Annotated in this window: 14 protein-coding genes and 1 riboswitch; of the genes, 5 read left to right on the top strand and 9 right to left on the bottom strand. The window is 70.0% G+C overall.

Translation table 11 applies throughout. The features are described 5' to 3' along the window. Positions 1-2 precede the first annotated feature (2 nt). The 6 genes from OG462_RS30280 to OG462_RS30255 all read right to left on the bottom strand — a co-directional run bounded on the left by OG462_RS30280 (position 3) and on the right by OG462_RS30255 (position 6416). Complete coding sequence (locus OG462_RS30280) at positions 3-956, bottom strand: ABC transporter permease (protein WP_406062434.1); 954 nt, start codon at positions 954-956, stop codon at positions 3-5. Position 957: 1 nt separating this feature from the next. Beyond that, positions 958-1962, bottom strand: coding sequence for an ABC transporter permease (locus OG462_RS30275; protein ID WP_406062432.1), 1005 nt, complete (start codon positions 1960-1962; stop codon positions 958-960). An 87-nt stretch (positions 1963-2049) separates the two neighbouring features. Then, the gene (locus OG462_RS30270; RefSeq protein ID WP_406062430.1) at positions 2050-3720 is read right to left on the bottom strand and encodes an ABC transporter substrate-binding protein; all 1671 of its coding nucleotides are present in this window, start codon (positions 3718-3720) and stop codon (positions 2050-2052) included. 264 nt (positions 3721-3984) lie between these two features. Next, entirely contained in the window at positions 3985-4764 is a 780-nt protein-coding gene (locus tag OG462_RS30265; RefSeq protein ID WP_406062428.1) for an enhanced serine sensitivity protein SseB C-terminal domain-containing protein, read from the bottom strand. Positions 4765-4878: 114 nt separating this feature from the next. After that, entirely contained in the window at positions 4879-5619 is a 741-nt protein-coding gene (locus OG462_RS30260; protein WP_406062426.1) for an enhanced serine sensitivity protein SseB, read from the bottom strand. Positions 5620-5753: 134 nt separating this feature from the next. Further along, entirely contained in the window at positions 5754-6416 is a 663-nt protein-coding gene (locus OG462_RS30255; protein WP_406062424.1) for an AAA family ATPase, read from the bottom strand. Between the two features lie 152 nt (positions 6417-6568). After that, positions 6569-6668: riboswitch (glycine riboswitch) on the top strand. Between the two features lie 159 nt (positions 6669-6827). Here OG462_RS30255 and gcvT point away from each other — a divergent pair. The 4 genes from gcvT (at position 6828) to OG462_RS30235 (ending at position 11246) form a co-directional block, all read left to right on the top strand. Next, positions 6828-7952, top strand: a complete 1125-nt coding sequence (gcvT, locus tag OG462_RS30250) for a glycine cleavage system aminomethyltransferase GcvT (protein ID WP_406062422.1) — start codon at positions 6828-6830, stop codon at positions 7950-7952. Between the two features lie 77 nt (positions 7953-8029). Next, on the top strand, positions 8030-8410 hold the full coding sequence (gene gcvH, locus OG462_RS30245) for a glycine cleavage system protein GcvH (RefSeq protein ID WP_406062421.1): 381 nt from the start codon (positions 8030-8032) through the stop codon (positions 8408-8410). A 32-nt stretch (positions 8411-8442) separates the two neighbouring features. Next, entirely contained in the window at positions 8443-9711 is a 1269-nt protein-coding gene (gene glyA / locus OG462_RS30240) for a serine hydroxymethyltransferase (protein WP_015036328.1), read from the top strand. A 164-nt stretch (positions 9712-9875) separates the two neighbouring features. Next, entirely contained in the window at positions 9876-11246 is a 1371-nt protein-coding gene (locus tag OG462_RS30235; RefSeq protein WP_406062419.1) for an L-serine ammonia-lyase, read from the top strand. An 86-nt stretch (positions 11247-11332) separates the two neighbouring features. On the opposite strand, the gene OG462_RS30230 is transcribed toward OG462_RS30235, so the two are convergent. Further along, a complete protein-coding gene (locus OG462_RS30230) occupies positions 11333-11893 on the bottom strand; it encodes a flavodoxin family protein (protein ID WP_406062417.1) in 561 nt (186 codons plus the stop codon). Between the two features lie 8 nt (positions 11894-11901). Beyond that, positions 11902-12693, bottom strand: coding sequence for a class I SAM-dependent methyltransferase (locus tag OG462_RS30225; RefSeq protein ID WP_406062415.1), 792 nt, complete (start codon positions 12691-12693; stop codon positions 11902-11904). A gap of 246 nt (positions 12694-12939) precedes the next feature. Between OG462_RS30225 and OG462_RS30220 the strand changes: the two genes are divergently transcribed. Further along, positions 12940-13854, top strand: coding sequence for a LuxR C-terminal-related transcriptional regulator (locus tag OG462_RS30220; protein WP_406062413.1), 915 nt, complete (start codon positions 12940-12942; stop codon positions 13852-13854). A gap of 55 nt (positions 13855-13909) precedes the next feature. On the opposite strand, the gene metK is transcribed toward OG462_RS30220, so the two are convergent. Then, entirely contained in the window at positions 13910-15133 is a 1224-nt protein-coding gene (metK, locus tag OG462_RS30215) for a methionine adenosyltransferase (RefSeq protein ID WP_406066782.1), read from the bottom strand. Positions 15134-15173 lie beyond the last annotated feature (40 nt).

Below are 15173 nucleotides of genomic sequence, written 5' to 3'. Positions count from 1 at the left end.
CTTCAGCCTCGCAGCTTCGGGTCGAGAGCTTCGCGCATGGACTCGCCGAGCAGGGTGAACCCAAGTGCGGTGATGACGATCCCGACCGCCGGGTAGACGGCCATCATCGGCTCGTTGTCGAAGAACCGCTGCGCCTGGGAGAGCATGACGCCCCACTCCGGGATCGCCGGGTCCGGGTTGCCGAGGCCCAGGTAGGACAGGGCGGCGGCTTCGATGATCGCGGTGGCGAGGCTGAGCGTGGCCTGGACGATGACCGGGCTGAGGGAGTTCGGCAGGATCTGGGTGACGACGATCCGCTTCTTGCGCACGCCGAGGGCCTTGGCCGCGAGCACGTAGTCCGTGCCGCCCTGAGCGAGCATCGAGCCGCGCAGCAGGCGGGCGAAGATCGGGATCTGGACGACACCGACGGCGATCATCACGGTGGTCAGGGACTGGCCCATCACGGCCGCGATCGAGACCGCGAGGAGCAGCGACGGCAGCGACAGCATGATGTCGGTGAAGCGCATGACGACGGTGTCGATCCGCTGCCCCTGCTTGCCGCCGAGGGTGGCCGCGGCGCCGGAGCCCATGCCGATCAGTGCGCCGAGGAGCAGGCCGATGAGCATCGACACGACGCCGACGAGCAGGGTCTGGCGGGCGCCGACGAGCATCCGGGAGAACAGGTCGCGGCCGAGGTGGTCGAGGCCGAACCAGTTCTCGCCGCGCATTCCGACGAACTTGCCCTGGTTGATGAAGACTTCGCCGCGCCAGTCCTGTGCGGTGGGCGAGTAGGGGGCCACCCAGGGGCCGACGACCGACACCACGACGAACAGGGCGATGACGACGGCGCCGATGACGGCCATCTTGCTCGCCTTGAGCCGCCGGAACGCCTCACGCCAGAGGCTCGCGCCGACCGTGGCCTCGTTCTGCTGGGTGAGCTCGGCGAGGCGGTCGATCTTGTCTGTTTTGGTGCTCACGTCAGTGCACCCGCACTCTCGGGTCAATGAGGCTGTACGCCAGGTCGACCAGCAGGTTGATGAGGACGTACACCACGGCGATGAACATGATGAAGCCGACGAGCACCGGATAGTCGCGGGCGTCGATGGAGGTGCGGATGAAGTCGCCGATGCCGTTGAAGGAGAAGACGGACTCGGTGAGGACGGCACCGGACAGCAGGCTGCCGGTCAGCAGGCCGATCGCGGTGACCACCGGAAGCAGCGCGTTGCGCAGCACGTGGCGGACCCGGATGGTGTTCTTCTGCAGGCCCTTGGAGTCGGCGGTGCGGATGTAGTCCTCGCCCAGCACTTCGAGCACGCTGGCGCGGGTCATCCGGACGATGACGGCGAGCGGGATCGAGGCGAGGGTGACGGCCGGGAGGATCAGATGCCGGAACGCGTCCCATGACGCGTCGAACTCACCGGTGAGCAGGCCGTCGAGGACGGCGAGCCCGGTGACGCTGGTCGCGTCGAGGCCGGTCGAGAGCCGCCCGTAGCTCGGGAGGAGACCGAGGTTGACGGCGAAGACGCCCTTGAGGATCAGGGCGAGGAAGAAGACCGGGATGCAGATGCCGACGAGTGAGCCGGAGACGGATGCCACGTCCAGCCAGCCGCCGCGGCGCTTGGCCGCGAGATAGCCGAGCGGGATGCCGACGACGACGGCGATGATCATCGCGGCGACGCTGAGTTCCACGGTGGCCGGGAAGCGCAGGGCGAACTCGTCCCACACCGGCTGACCGGTCTGGACCGAGGTGCCGAGGTCCAGCTCGAAGATGCGCTTGAGGAAGCGTCCGTACTGCACCCAGACCGGCTGGTCGAGTCCCAGGATCCGGTTGATGCGCGCCACATCGGCTTCGGTCGCCCGCTCGCCCAGGATCGCTGAGGCGGGTCCGCCGGGCAGTCGGTTCAGCCACAGGAAGAGCAGAACCGACAGGCCGAGCAGGGTGGGTATGAGCTGTAGCAGTCTTCGTACGACGAGTCGCAGCACCCCGCGTGCCCCTTTCTTACGTATGCGTGAGAAGCGGGTCCGCCCGGCCACGGAGGTGTGGCCGGGCGGACCCCGCTCGATGTGCGATTACTTGAAGGAGACCTCGGCGAAGTTCTCCTGCGTCAGCGGGGAGACCTTCGGCGGGTTGACGTTCTTGCCGAACGCGATGGCCGGCGGCGAGGAGGAGATCGGGAGACCCGGCAGGTAGTCCATGATCATCTCGTTGGCCTTCTTGTAGGCGTCGACCCGCTTGGCCGGGTCGGCGATCTTCGAGGCGCCGTTCACCGCGTCGAAGACCTTGGCCTCCTTGAAGCCCCACTGCTTGTCGTACCCGGCGAACCAGGTGCCGATGAAGTTGAAGCCGTCGTTGAAGTCACCGGTCCAGCCGAGCATGTGCAGGTCGCACGAGCCGGCCTCGGTGGCGTCCAGGTAGTCCGGGGCCCACTTCATGGCCTTCGGGGTGACCGTGATGCCGGCCTTCTCCAGGTCGGCCTTCATCAGCTCGAACATGTCCTGCGGGGCAGGCATGTACGGGCGGGTCACCTCGGTCGGGTAGCAGAACTCGACCTTGAGGGCGGACTCGCCGGCGCTCTTGAGGAGCTCCTTGGACTTGGCGGTGTCGAACGCGTACGTCTTCACCTTGTCCGAGTAGCCGGCGACGGTGTCGGGCATGAACTGCGTGGCCACCTTGCCGCCCTCGGGCAGCTGGGTCTTCACGATGTTCTCGCGGTCGATGGCGTGCGCGATGGCCTGCCGGACCGCGGGCTTCTTCAGCGCCGGGTTCTTCTCCTGGCTCATGCCGACGTAGAAGAGGTTGAAGACGTCACGGGTCGGGACGGCGTAGCCCTCCTTCTCCAGCGTCTTCACGTCCGCGGGCGCCACCAGGTCGTAGCCGTCGATGTCACCGGCCTGCAGGGCCTGGCGACGGCCTTCCACGGTGTCGATCGTGCGGAAGACCAGGTTCTTGACCTTGGCCTTCTCGCCCCAGTATCCGTCGAAGCGCTCGAGGGAGACTTCCTTGTTGCCCTTGTTCCACTTCGTGATCTTGTACGGGCCGGTGCCGGCGACCGTGCCGGCCTCCTGGCTGTACTTGGGGTACGTGATGGCGTCGCCCTTGGCGGACGCGTCCTGCTTCTCGTACTCCTTGAGCGCCTTCGGCGAGTGGATCGCCAGCGCCTGGAGCGAGAAGCCGCCCGGCAGCTGCGCGGAGGGCTCGTTGACCTCGATGACGGCGGTCTTGTCGTCCTTCGCGGTGCAGGACTTGTAGTTCGCCTTCGGCGCTTCCTTGTCCTCGTTCTTCGCGAAGCCGCCCATGATGGACTGCCAGTAGTACGAGACGGCGCTGGACTGGTAGGTGCCCTTCCAGTTGAACCAGTGGTCGTAGTTCGCACAGACGGCGGCGGCGTTGAACGCCTCGCCGTCGTGGAACTTGACGCCCTGGCGCAGGTTGAAGGTCCACACCGTGCCGGCCGGGTTGCTCGACCAGGTCTCGGCGAGGCCGCCGACGAGCTTGCTGCCGCCGGACTCGTGCTCGAGGAGCGCCTCGAAGGCCTGGCGGGTCACCCGGAAGGTCTCGCCGTCGCTGGCGAGAGCGGGGTCCAGGGAACCCGGGTCACCGGCACCCGCGAACACGAACGTGTCCTTCGCGCCGGCCTTGTCACCGTCCTTGCCGCGCTCGCTGGAGCAACCCGTGACGACCAGGGTGACGGCTGCCGCCACCGTGATCGCCCGGACCGTACGGGACTTGGTTATGCGCATGGGCCCACCCCGGGTTCACCGACTGAGAGGTTTTGACCGGCCGAACACTACAGACGGGCATCCAGCTGGAAAACAGTCCGGATAACGGTGATACCTAGTCGAGACCCGGACACTCGCCAAACCGGTCAGATCCCGGACAAGTGCGCCGACGGTTTTAACACCGTTGACATCTGGGCGAGTTCGCCGCACGTCTCTCGGCCGTTTGATCGATCAGACGGCGGTGGGATTCGATCGCCGGTTCGGGGGCCGGGGCGGTCCCCCCGGTCAGCGGTGCTGCGGCGGGTAGCCGTACCCGGGGACGGCCGCCGCGCCGCCGGCGTGTGCCTCGCGGTCGTAGAAGGGGCGTCCGTTCGCCCGCAGCCAGAGGGCCACCGGGTCGTACGCGTCGGAGAGGGCGACGGTCGAGACGGGCAGCCCCTCGGGTACGGCTCCGATGGACTGGCGCATCATCGCCCGGACCGTGTCGACGGCCGCGGGCGAGGTGTCGTACAGATCGAGACCGATGGCGAGGTACGGGGAGCCGAGCGCGGGCTGCACCCAGCCGCGGCGCAGCGCCCGGACGGCCGGGGTGCGGTGCGCGTTCTGCGTGAGCAGGGCGTAGAACTGCGGGAGCTCCAGGGTGGGCTCGGTGACCCGCAGCGGCCCGGCGGGCATCCGGTCGAGGCCGGTGGCGATCCGGCGCAGGTCGGCCCAGGGGATGCCGACGCCACCGCCGGGGGCGTGCGGATTGAGCCAGACGCCCCAGCGGTCGGGGTAGAGGGCGCGGGCGATCTCCCGGCCGGTGACGAGCTCGTGGGCGCGGTGCCAGCCGGAGGCGGCGAGTTCCTGGGCGGAGGTGACGCAGGGCGCGTAGCCGAAGCCGTCGACCTCCATGTTCCCGTACTGCGCGTCGGACGAGCCGGGTGATCCGTGCCAGAGCAGCATCCAGAGCTCGCCGTCGGCGAGGGCGTGCAGCAGCTGCTCGTACGCGTCGTAGCGTCCGGGTGCCACCTGGCGCAGCATGTGCTCGACCTGTCCGGTCGCAGCGGTGCCTGACGCGCTCACCCTGTGTCCCGCCCCTCTTCCGTCACCACGTCTGTTCCGACGTCTGTACTGCCGACAGCTGTCCTGCCGAGGTCTGTCCTGCTGTCGAGAAGTTCAGCTTAAACAGGCCGTCCGTCACACGGCGGCGCGCTGGTAGAAGGGGCGCACCCGCTCCAGCATCCAGTCGCCGACCGGGTCCTGTGCCATGTCGAGCAGGATGAGGTTGACCGGCCAGGCGCACTCGACGCGGCCGAGGGCGCGGCCGAGGGCGTCCAGGGGCGCGTTGCGGTCGACCCCGTCCCAGGCGGCGAGCTGGACGCCGACGAAGAGGGCGGGTTCGGTGCCCTCGACGCTGGCGAGGGCGCGACGGGCGGTGGTGACGACGCCGGTGGCCTCGAACTCGGCGGAGGCGGCGGCGAGGAAGTCGACGGGGTCGTCCTGCCAGTCGGGCTCGAAGAGGCGGACGCGGCCGCCGGTGGCGGGGCCGTCGAGCGGGGTGCGGCCGACGCGGCAGAGCTCGGCGACGGCCGGCGGGGGCAGCGGGACGCCGACGATGCCGCCGGGGTTCACGGCGATGCCGAGCTGCGGGGGCAGGCCGCGGGCGAAGTCGCGGGCCGGGGCGACGGTGAACGACATGTGGCTGCCGACACAGGCGAGGAACTGCTCCTCGGAGCTGAAGACGGGGACGTACGCAGCGCCGTCGATCTCCATGGTGGCGAGGTCGAGGTCGGCGCTGTCGGGTCCGCCGCCGTTGGGCAGGGGCACCCAGACCGGGCTGCGGCCGAGCACCTCGACCAGGCGGGCGCCCGCCGAGGGGTTGCCGAGTGAGGCGGCAAGGACCTCTTCGAGCTCATTGCCCGGCCACGTCACGTCCACGGTCCCGTTTCCCCTTCTCGCACGGCCTGCCGCACCGGCCGCCCGGCAGCACCCTAACGCCGCCCCGGCACCGCCGTGGCCAAAAGAAAGGGTACGAGCGCCGGGCGGGGCGCCCCCGGGGGGAGGTGCCCGCCTCAGGCGGCCTCGCGGAAGCCGATCTTCCGCAGGGTGTCCGCCGCGTCCCGGTCGAGCAGGGTCACGGAGGCGCAGCCGTGCGGCAGGCGGCCGGCCTCGGCGGCCGCGACGAGCCGGGAGACGGCCCGCCGGTGCCGCGCGAAGGCGTAGGAGGAGACGCCGCGGCCGCGGGCCCGCTGGCCCTCGCGGGCGGTGTCCGGGGCGACGTCGAGGAGGACCAGGTGCAGGCCCCGGCCGCGACGGCGGGCCTCGCGGGCGAGCCAGCCCCGCACCCAGGACTGGGTGCCGCAGTCGTGCACGATCACTCCGGCGCCGGAGCGCAGGGCGCGGCGCAGCCCCGCGTAGTGCGCGAGCCGGACCAGCGGGCGGTAGACGGCGTACGGCAGGAGGCGGGGCATCCGGGCCTCCCAGTGCTCACGGGTGTCCTGCGAGTCGATGCCGGTGCCGTCGGCGGCGCGCTGCATGAGGGTGGACTTGCCGCTGCCGGGCAGGCCGGAGACGACGACCAGGTCGCCGGCCGCGAAGGTGAGGGCGCGGGGCCCCCGGCCGCCGCGCTCGCGGAGGTCGCGCAGGAGCCGGCCGCGGCCCCGGGTCCTGGCGCGGGCTCGCTGGGACGGTATGCCGGTACTCGGCGCGTATGCGCCGGTGTGCTGGAACCTCATCGCTTCTCCCCCTGCCCGGGCCTGGGAAGACCCTTGCCCACAAAGTGTAAAGAAGCGGTAATGGGACACAAGCGATGTGCCCCGCCGACCTCGCGTGCAATGATGTGCGCGCCAGGCGCGCACAGTCGCCACACAATCGCATACCGGCCGCTCGAATCCGCGCGGGAGAGTTCCGGACCGCCAGTCGTGTCCGGACGCCGAAGGAGCAAGACCCTCCCTTGAATCTCTCAGGCCCCGTACCGCGTGGATGAGGCAGATCTGAAAAGCGGGACACCCTGCTGTGTCCCCACCCAAGGTGCAAACCGAGGATGCCCTCGGTGAACCTCTCAGGTTCCATGACAGATGGGGAGGACGTCCTCGCCCGTCATGTGTTTCGTCACCGAACCGCCCTTGGGATCCGGGAGCCACCCCATGAGTACTGCCCCCCGTCTGACCGCCCTCGATGCGCTGCATCGTTCGCTGGGCGCGACCATGACCGACTTCGCGGGCTGGGACATGCCGCTGCGCTACGCCAGCGAGCGGGACGAGCACATCGCCGTCCGCACCAAGGCCGGCCTCTTCGACCTCTCCCACATGGGCGAGATCACCGTCACCGGCCCGCAGGCGGTCGAGCTCCTCGACCACGCCCTCGTCGGCAACATCTCCACGGTGGGCGTGGGCCGCGCCCGCTACACGATGATCTGCCAGGAGGACGGCGGGATCCTCGACGACCTGATCGTCTACCGCCTCGGCGAGACCGAGTACATGGTCGTCGCCAACGCCTCCAACGCGCAGATCGTCCTGGACGCGCTCGTGGCCCGCTCCGGCGGCTTCGACGCCGAGGTCCGCGACGACCGTGACGCGTACGCCCTGATCGCGGTCCAGGGCCCGGAGTCCCCCGGCATCCTGAAGTCGCTCACCGACGCCGACCTGGACGGCCTGAAGTACTACGCCGGCCTGCCCGGCACGGTCGCGGGTGTGCCGGCGCTGATCGCCCGTACCGGCTACACCGGCGAGGACGGCTTCGAGCTGTTCCTGAAGCCCGAGCACGCCGAGGGCGTGTGGAAGGCGCTGACCGAGGCGGGCGCCCCGGTCGGTCTGATCCCCTGCGGCCTGTCCTGCCGTGACACGCTCCGCCTGGAGGCGGGCATGCCGCTGTACGGCCACGAGCTGACCACCGCGCTCACCCCCTTCGACGCCGGTCTCGGCCGGGTCGTCAAGTTCGAGAAGACGACCAACGAGGGCCGCTTCGTCGGCCGTGAGGCGCTCGAGAAGGCCGCCGAGCGCGCCGAGACCGCCCCGCCGCGCAAGCTCGTCGGCCTGATCGCCGAGGGCCGCCGGGTCCCGCGCGCCGGCTTCTCCGTCGTCAAGGACGGCGAGGTCATCGGCGAGGTGACCTCCGGCGCCCCGTCCCCGACCCTCGGAAAGCCGATCGCGATCGCGTACGTGGACGCGGCGCACGCCACGCCCGGTACCGAGGGTGTAGGTGTGGACATCCGCGGCACCCACGAGCCGTACGAGGTCGTGGCGCTGCCGTTCTACAAGCGCCAGAAGTGACGCAGTCGTCTCATCCCGGGTCTCATCCCGCGAGACCCACGTTCATCAGTACTCCCCCGATCCAGGAGAATCAGGCCATGAGCAACCCCCAGCAGCTGCGCTACACCAAGGAGCACGAGTGGCTGTCGGACGCCGAGGGCGGCGTCGCGACCGTCGGCATCACGGAGTTCGCCGCCAACGCGCTCGGTGACGTCGTCTACGCCCAGCTCCCCGAGGTCGGCTCCACGGTCACCGCGGGCGAGACCTGCGGCGAGCTGGAGTCGACGAAGTCCGTCAGCGACCTGTACTCCCCCGTGACGGGTGAGGTCGTCGACGCCAACCAGGACGTGGTGGACGACCCGTCGCTGGTGAACACGGCTCCGTTCGAGGGTGGCTGGCTGTTCAAGGTGCGCGTCGCGGGTGAGCCGGACGAGCTGCTCACCGCCGACGAGTACACCGCGTTCTCCGCCGGGAACTGAGACCGGACCCGAGACCCCTTAGGGATCGATTCATGTCGCTTCTGAACACTCCCCTCCACGAGCTGGACCCGGACGTCGCCGCCGCCGTCGACGCCGAGCTCCGCCGCCAGCAGTCCACCCTCGAGATGATCGCCTCGGAGAACTTCGCTCCCGTCGCCGTCATGGAGGCGCAGGGCTCCGTCCTCACCAACAAGTACGCCGAGGGCTACCCGGGCCGCCGCTACTACGGTGGCTGCGAGCACGTCGACGTCGCCGAGCAGATCGCGATCGACCGGATCAAGGACCTGTTCGGCGCCGAGTACGCCAACGTCCAGCCGCACTCCGGCGCCTCCGCGAACCAGGCCGCCCTCTTCGCGATCGCCCAGCCCGGCGACACGATCCTGGGTCTGGACCTGGCGCACGGCGGCCACCTCACCCACGGCATGCGCCTGAACTTCTCGGGCAAGCAGTTCAACGTGGTCGCGTACCACGTGGACGAGGCCGGCCTGGTCGACATGGCCGAGGTCGAGCGCCTCGCCAAGGAGCACCGCCCGAAGGTGATCATCGCGGGCTGGTCCGCCTACCCGCGTCAGCTGGACTTCGCCGAGTTCCGCCGGATCGCCGACGAGGTCGAGGCCTACCTGTGGGTCGACATGGCCCACTTCGCGGGTCTGGTCGCGGCCGGTCTGCACCCGAACCCGGTCGAGTACGCGGACGTGGTGACCTCCACCACGCACAAGACGCTCGGCGGCCCCCGCGGCGGCATCATCCTGGCGAAGAAGGAGTTCGCGAAGAAGCTGAACTCCTCGGTCTTCCCCGGCTTCCAGGGCGGCCCCCTGGAGCACGTGATCGCGGCCAAGGCCGTCTCCTTCAAGGTCGCGGCCTCGGAGGAGTTCAAGGAGCGCCAGCAGCGCACCCTGGACGGCGCCCGCATCATCGCCGAGCGTCTGGTCCAGGACGACGTCACCGCGCACGGTGTCTCCGTCCTGTCCGGCGGCACGGACGTGCACCTGCTCCTCGTCGACCTGCGCGACAGCGAGCTGGACGGCCAGCAGGCCGAGGACCGTCTCCACGAGGTCGGCATCACGGTCAACCGGAACGCCGTTCCGAACGACCCGCGCCCGCCGATGGTCACCTCGGGTCTGCGCATCGGTACGCCGGCGCTCGCGACCCGCGGCTTCCAGGCCGAGGACTTCACCGAGGTCGGCGACATCATCGCGGAGACCCTGAAGCCCGGCTTCGACGCCGACAAGGCCGCATCGCTGAAGGCCCGGGTGACCGCGCTCGCCGACAAGCACCCGCTGTACCCCGGCCTGAAGTAATTTCGTACGCTTTTGTTCGTATGAACCTTCGGGGCATCGCGCACACTGGACAGTGAGCGCGGTGCCCCACCCCATGTCTTCGCGCGCCTCCGCACGCGTTTCTGCACGCTTTTCTGCTCCACCCCGGCAGACAACGGCGTCTAGCCCCCACAAGGAGTCCTTCCGTGGCCATCTCGGTCTTCGACCTGTTCTCGATCGGCATCGGCCCGTCGAGCTCCCACACGGTGGGACCGATGCGAGCGGCCCGGATGTTCGCCCGCCGCCTGAAGAACGAGGGCCTGCTCGCCCACACCGCGAAGGTGCGGGCGGAGCTGTACGGCTCCCTCGGCGCGACCGGCCACGGCCACGGCACCCCGAAGGCGGTCCTGCTGGGTCTTGAGGGCAGCTCGCCGCGCACGGTGAACGTCGAGACGGCGGACGACGAGGTCGAGCGGATCAAGTCGAGCGGCCGGATCAACCTGCTCGGCGCGCACGAGATCCCCTTCGACTTCGACGCCGACCTGATCCTGCACCGGCGCAAGGCGCTCCCGTACCACGCCAACGGGATGACGATCTTCGCGTACGACGCGGAGGGCGGCCTCGTCCTGGAGAAGACGTACTACTCGGTCGGCGGCGGCTTCGTCGTCGACGAGGACGCCGTCCAGGGCGAGAACCCGATCGTCCCCGACGACACCGTCCTGAAGTACCCCTTCCGCACCGGCGACGAGCTGCTGCGCCTGGCGAAGGAGACCGGCCTGTCGATCTCCGCGCTGATGCTGGAGAACGAGAAGGCCTGGCGCACCGAGGACGAGATCCGTGCGGGCCTGCTGGAGATCTGGCGGGTCATGCAGTCCTGCGTCTCGCGCGGCATGTCCCGCGAGGGCATCCTGCCCGGCGGCCTGAAGGTCCGCCGGCGCGCCGCGAACTCGGCCCGCAAGCTGCGCTCCGAGGGCAACCCCGCGGCCCACTCCATGGAGTGGATCACCCTCTACGCGATGGCCGTGAACGAGGAGAACGCGGCGGGCGGCCGGGTGGTCACCGCCCCGACGAACGGCGCGGCCGGCATCATCCCCGCCGTCCTGCACTACTACATGAACTTCGTGCCCGGCGCCGACGACGAGGGCATCGTCCGCTTCATGCTGGCCGCCGGCGCGGTCGGCATGCTCTTCAAGGAGAACGCCTCCATCTCCGGCGCCGAGGTCGGCTGCCAGGGCGAGGTCGGCTCGGCCTGCTCGATGGCGGCGGGCGCGCTCGCCGAGGTCCTGGGCGGCACCCCGGAGCAGGTGGAGAACGCGGCCGAGATCGGCATGGAGCACAACCTGGGCCTGACCTGCGACCCGGTCGGCGGTCTGGTCCAGATCCCGTGCATCGAGCGCAACGGCATGGCGGCGGTCAAGGCCGTCACGGCGGCGAAGATGTCGATGCGCGGCGACGGCAGCCACCTGGTCTCCCTCGACAAGGTCATCAAGACCATGAAGGAGACGGGCGCGGACATGAGCGTGAAGTACAAGGAGACGGCGCGCGGCGGCCTGGCCGTCAACATCATCGAGTGCTGAGCGGCGCGGCCCGAGCGGCGCGGGCGGCCTGAGCCGTCTGTGCCGACGCGGACGACGGGCCCGGTGGTCGCGGGCCCGCCGTCCGGTCAGTGGCCGACGTCGAAGAAGGCCGCCGCGCGGTCCAGTGCCGCCGGGTCGGCCTCGATGTCGCCGGGCCGGTGCGCGCGGGCCAGCAGTGCGCCCCGCCACTCCATGCCGAGGTAGTCGGCGGTCCGCCGGAGCATGCCCGTGAGGGGTTCGGCGTCCGTGTCGTCACCGCGGGCGTAGGCCGTGACGGCCCACAGGTTCTTGCCCCGCATCCGGTCCCGGAACGAGACGTCCGGCAGGCCGCTCCAGCGGGCCCAGTAGTCGAGGTACAGCTTGGTGGCGGCGGAGACGCTGTACCAGTGCAGCGGTGACGCGACGACGATGTCCGTGCTGTCCAGCGTCGCGTCGAGCAGCACCTTCTCGGGGCCGGACGGGACCGGTCCGGCGGGCTGGGCGGGCAGCGGGAGGGTGCTCAGGTCCAGCCAGCTGCCGGTGACGTCCGGCGGGAGGCCCTCGGCGGCGTAGCGGGCCAGGGTCTCGGTGTTCCCGCCGCCGCGGGGGCTGCCCAGGACGAAGGCGAAGCTCCTGCTCCGTACCGAGGCGAGGGTGGCGGTCGTCACGGCGGTGTTCACCGCTCGGCGACGAGCCGCAGATGCTCCTGGGCGTCACTCAGGAGCTGGGCCGAGTAGTCGATGGCGCCGCCGGTGCCGGCGTAGCGCCGCTTCTGCTCGCCGGAGGTGCGGCGCAGGATGGTGACGCTGTTCTGCATCAGCTTCTGCGACTCGAGCAGGCTGACGACCTCCAGCTCGCCCGGGTGGCGCTGCTGGAACTTGGCTATGTAGCGGCGGACGGCGTCGCCCTCCGGGTAGGTCATCAGGTAGTGCATGACGATGAGGCCGCCGTCGGGGTCGATCAGGTCCCAGAAGTGGTCGAAGAACCACAGGCACTCCCAGGCGTCCACCCAGGCGAAGTCGATCGGGGCGAAGTCCTCGGGCAGCTTGTCGAGGGAGTCCTTCAGGTCGGCGTTGACGACGGTGACCCGGTCGTCGAGGCCGAGCTCGGTGAGCACCTCGCGCACCCGGCCGGCCGAGGAGTCGGCGATCGACAGGTTGTCGACGGCGGCGAGGCGGGGCCGGTACGGCTCCAGGTGCAGCGAGGGGGTCACGAGCGGCGGCTCGGCGAGCAGCCAGGCGTCGTCGAGGTCCCGGCCCGCGTCGAGGTGTTCCCGGGTCTTCGCGGCGAGGGCCAGGGATTCGGCGGCGACCGCCTGCTCCGCCTCCGCGAGCGCGGCGGCGAGGAAGGGGGTCGTGTATCCCATTCCCACTTCCAATACGCGGTGCGGACGCAGCAGTTGGACGAGGTTCGCGAGAAGCGGGCCGACGACCTCGGTGCCCATTCCGGGCACGGACAGCCTGGCCACTGCCGAACGGAACTCTTCACTGTGAATCGAATGAGGCATTTCCATCCCTTGTAAATACGGTGTCGAACCGAATCGGAGAGGCCCGCTCATCGTTTCCGGCGGCAGGTTGCCGCAACAACGGCCTGCCCTAACATGTATGCGCAGCGCATGATCACGCAGGGGGGCAAATTGTTGCAAACAGGATGTGCTACCACGCCGTGCGGACCCGGTCTGTGCGAGAGCGGACTACGTCGTTACGAGAGCGCCGTGGCCGCGGGTTCGGTGCCGGCCGACCCGCCCGTCCACTGCGCGGCGGAGCTCGGACTGCTGGTACCGGTGCCTGGGGAACCGGGCCTCCTCACCCCTGTCACTCCGGCGATCGCCGCAGGTCGGACGCTGGCCCCCCTGGAGGAGACGCTCGCCGCCGCCACACGCCGGCTGGAGACTCTGACCAAGTCCTTCGAGTCGGCCGAGGAGGTCTTCAACGGGGCCCGCCGGCAGGACCCCCAGTCCTCCACGGTGCTGCGCGGCGCCGACGAGATCGCCGAGACGATCGACGCGGCGGTGGGGCTGTGCCAGACGGAGCTGCTGACCGCCCAGCCCGGCGGCCGGCGTCCCCCCGAGATCCTGGATACGGTGGTACGGCGCAATCTGGAACTCCTCGCCCGGGGCGTCTCGCAACGCACCCTGTATCAGCACGCGGTGTGGAATCATCCGCCGACGGCGGAATACATCAGGACCGTCGCGGAAGCCGGCGGAAGTGTCCGGACCGTTGACGAGATGTTCGATCGGGTCATCATCTGCGACCGCACGGTGGCCTTCATTCCGACGAGTTCCGATTACCCGGACGAAGCGCTCGAAGTCCGGAATCCCAGCATCATCTGGTACCTGGCCAATGTCTTCGAGTACGCCTGGGCCCGTGGCACCCCGGTCGACCCGGCCGTCAACCGGCGGCCCGAGATCGTCGTGTCCGAGATCGAGCAGAGCATCGTGCGCTTCCTGGTCGCCGGGCACACCGAGGAGAAGATCGCCCGCGGTCTCGGCATCAGCCGCCGGACCGTGGCCGAGTACATCAGCCGGATCTCCCGCCGCCTCGGCAGCGTCAGCCGGGCGCAGCTCGGCTATCTGATCGCGACCAACGGGCTGCTGCCGGAGACGGAGGAGCGGACGGACCGGGACTGACGGACCGGACGGACCGGGACCGACGGGCCCGGACCGGCGGACCGGCGGACCGGGACTAGAGCCCCGCGGCCTTCGTGAGCGCGTCGACGCGGTCGGTGCGCTCCCAGGTGAAGTCCGGCAGCTCGCGGCCGAAGTGGCCGTAGGCGGCGGTCCGGGAGTAGATCGGGCGGAGCAGGTCGAGATCCCGGATGATCGCGGCCGGCCGGAGGTCGAAGACCTCCTCGACGGCCTTCTCGATGCGTGCGACGGGGACCTTCTCCGTGCCGAAGGTCTCGACGAAGAGACCGACCGGCTCGGCCTTGCCGATCGCGTACGCCACCTGCACCTCGCAGCGGGAGGCGAGACCGGCCGCGACGACGTTCTTCGCGACCCAGCGCATCGCGTACGCCGCCGAGCGGTCCACCTTCGACGGGTCCTTGCCGGAGAAGGCACCGCCGCCGTGCCGGGCCATCCCGCCGTACGTGTCGATGATGATCTTCCGGCCGGTGAGTCCGGCGTCGCCCATCGGGCCGCCGATCTCGAAGCGGCCGGTCGGGTTCACCAGGAGCCGGTAGCCCTCGGTGTCGAGCTTGATGCCGTCCTCGGCGAGCTGCCCCAGGACGTGCTCGACGACATGGGCGCGGATGTCGGGCGTGAGCAGGCCGTCCAGGTCGACGTCCGCGGCATGCTGCGAGGAGACGACCACGGTGTCCAGGCGCACCGGGCGGTCCCCGTCGTACTCGACGGTGACCTGGGTCTTGCCGTCGGGGCGCAGGTAGGGGACGGTGCCGTCCTTGCGTACCTCGGTCAGGCGGCGGGCGAGCCGGTGGGCGAGGTGGATCGGGAGCGGCATCAGCTCGGGGGTCTCGTCGCAGGCGTAGCCGAACATCAGGCCCTGGTCGCCGGCGCCCTGCTGGTCGAGCTCGTCGCCCTCCTCCCGCCGGGAGGCGCCCTCGACGCGCGACTCGTAGGCGGTGTCGACGCCCTGCGCGATGTCCGGCGACTGCGCGCCGATGGACACCGAGACGCCGCAGGAGGCGCCGTCGAAGCCCTTGATCGAGGAGTCGTAGCCGATCTCCAGGATCCGTTCCCGTACGAGCTGGGCGATGGGGGCGTACGCGGTGGTCGACACCTCGCCGGCGATGTGCACCTGGCCGGTGGTGATCAGGGTCTCCACGGCGACCCGCGAGGACGGGTCCTGGGCGAGCAGCGCGTCCAGGATCGTGTCGCTGATCTGGTCGGCGATCTTGTCGGGGTGTCCCTCGGTCACGGACTCCGAGGTGAACAGGCGACGGGACATGGTGATTCGCTCCGGATCGGTGAGTCGGGCGGCGGTGACG

It is taken from the genome of Streptomyces sp. NBC_01077 (assembly GCF_045162855.1).
GTDB lineage: Bacteria > Actinomycetota > Actinomycetes > Streptomycetales > Streptomycetaceae > Streptomyces.
This window is presented reverse-complemented; position numbering and strand designations above follow the sequence as displayed.

Coding starts and splice junctions, on each gene's coding strand:
- OG462_RS30270 (WP_406062430.1), bottom strand. CDS start 3,720: ATGCGCATAACCAAGTCCCGTACGGTCCGGGCGATCACGGTGGCGGCA.
- gcvT (WP_406062422.1), top strand. CDS start 6,828: ATGAGTACTGCCCCCCGTCTGACCGCCCTCGATGCGCTGCATCGTTCG.
- glyA (WP_015036328.1), top strand. CDS start 8,443: ATGTCGCTTCTGAACACTCCCCTCCACGAGCTGGACCCGGACGTCGCC.
- gcvH (WP_406062421.1), top strand. CDS start 8,030: ATGAGCAACCCCCAGCAGCTGCGCTACACCAAGGAGCACGAGTGGCTG.
- OG462_RS30255 (WP_406062424.1), bottom strand. CDS start 6,416: ATGAGGTTCCAGCACACCGGCGCATACGCGCCGAGTACCGGCATACCG.
- metK (WP_406066782.1), bottom strand. CDS start 15,133: ATGTCCCGTCGCCTGTTCACCTCGGAGTCCGTGACCGAGGGACACCCC.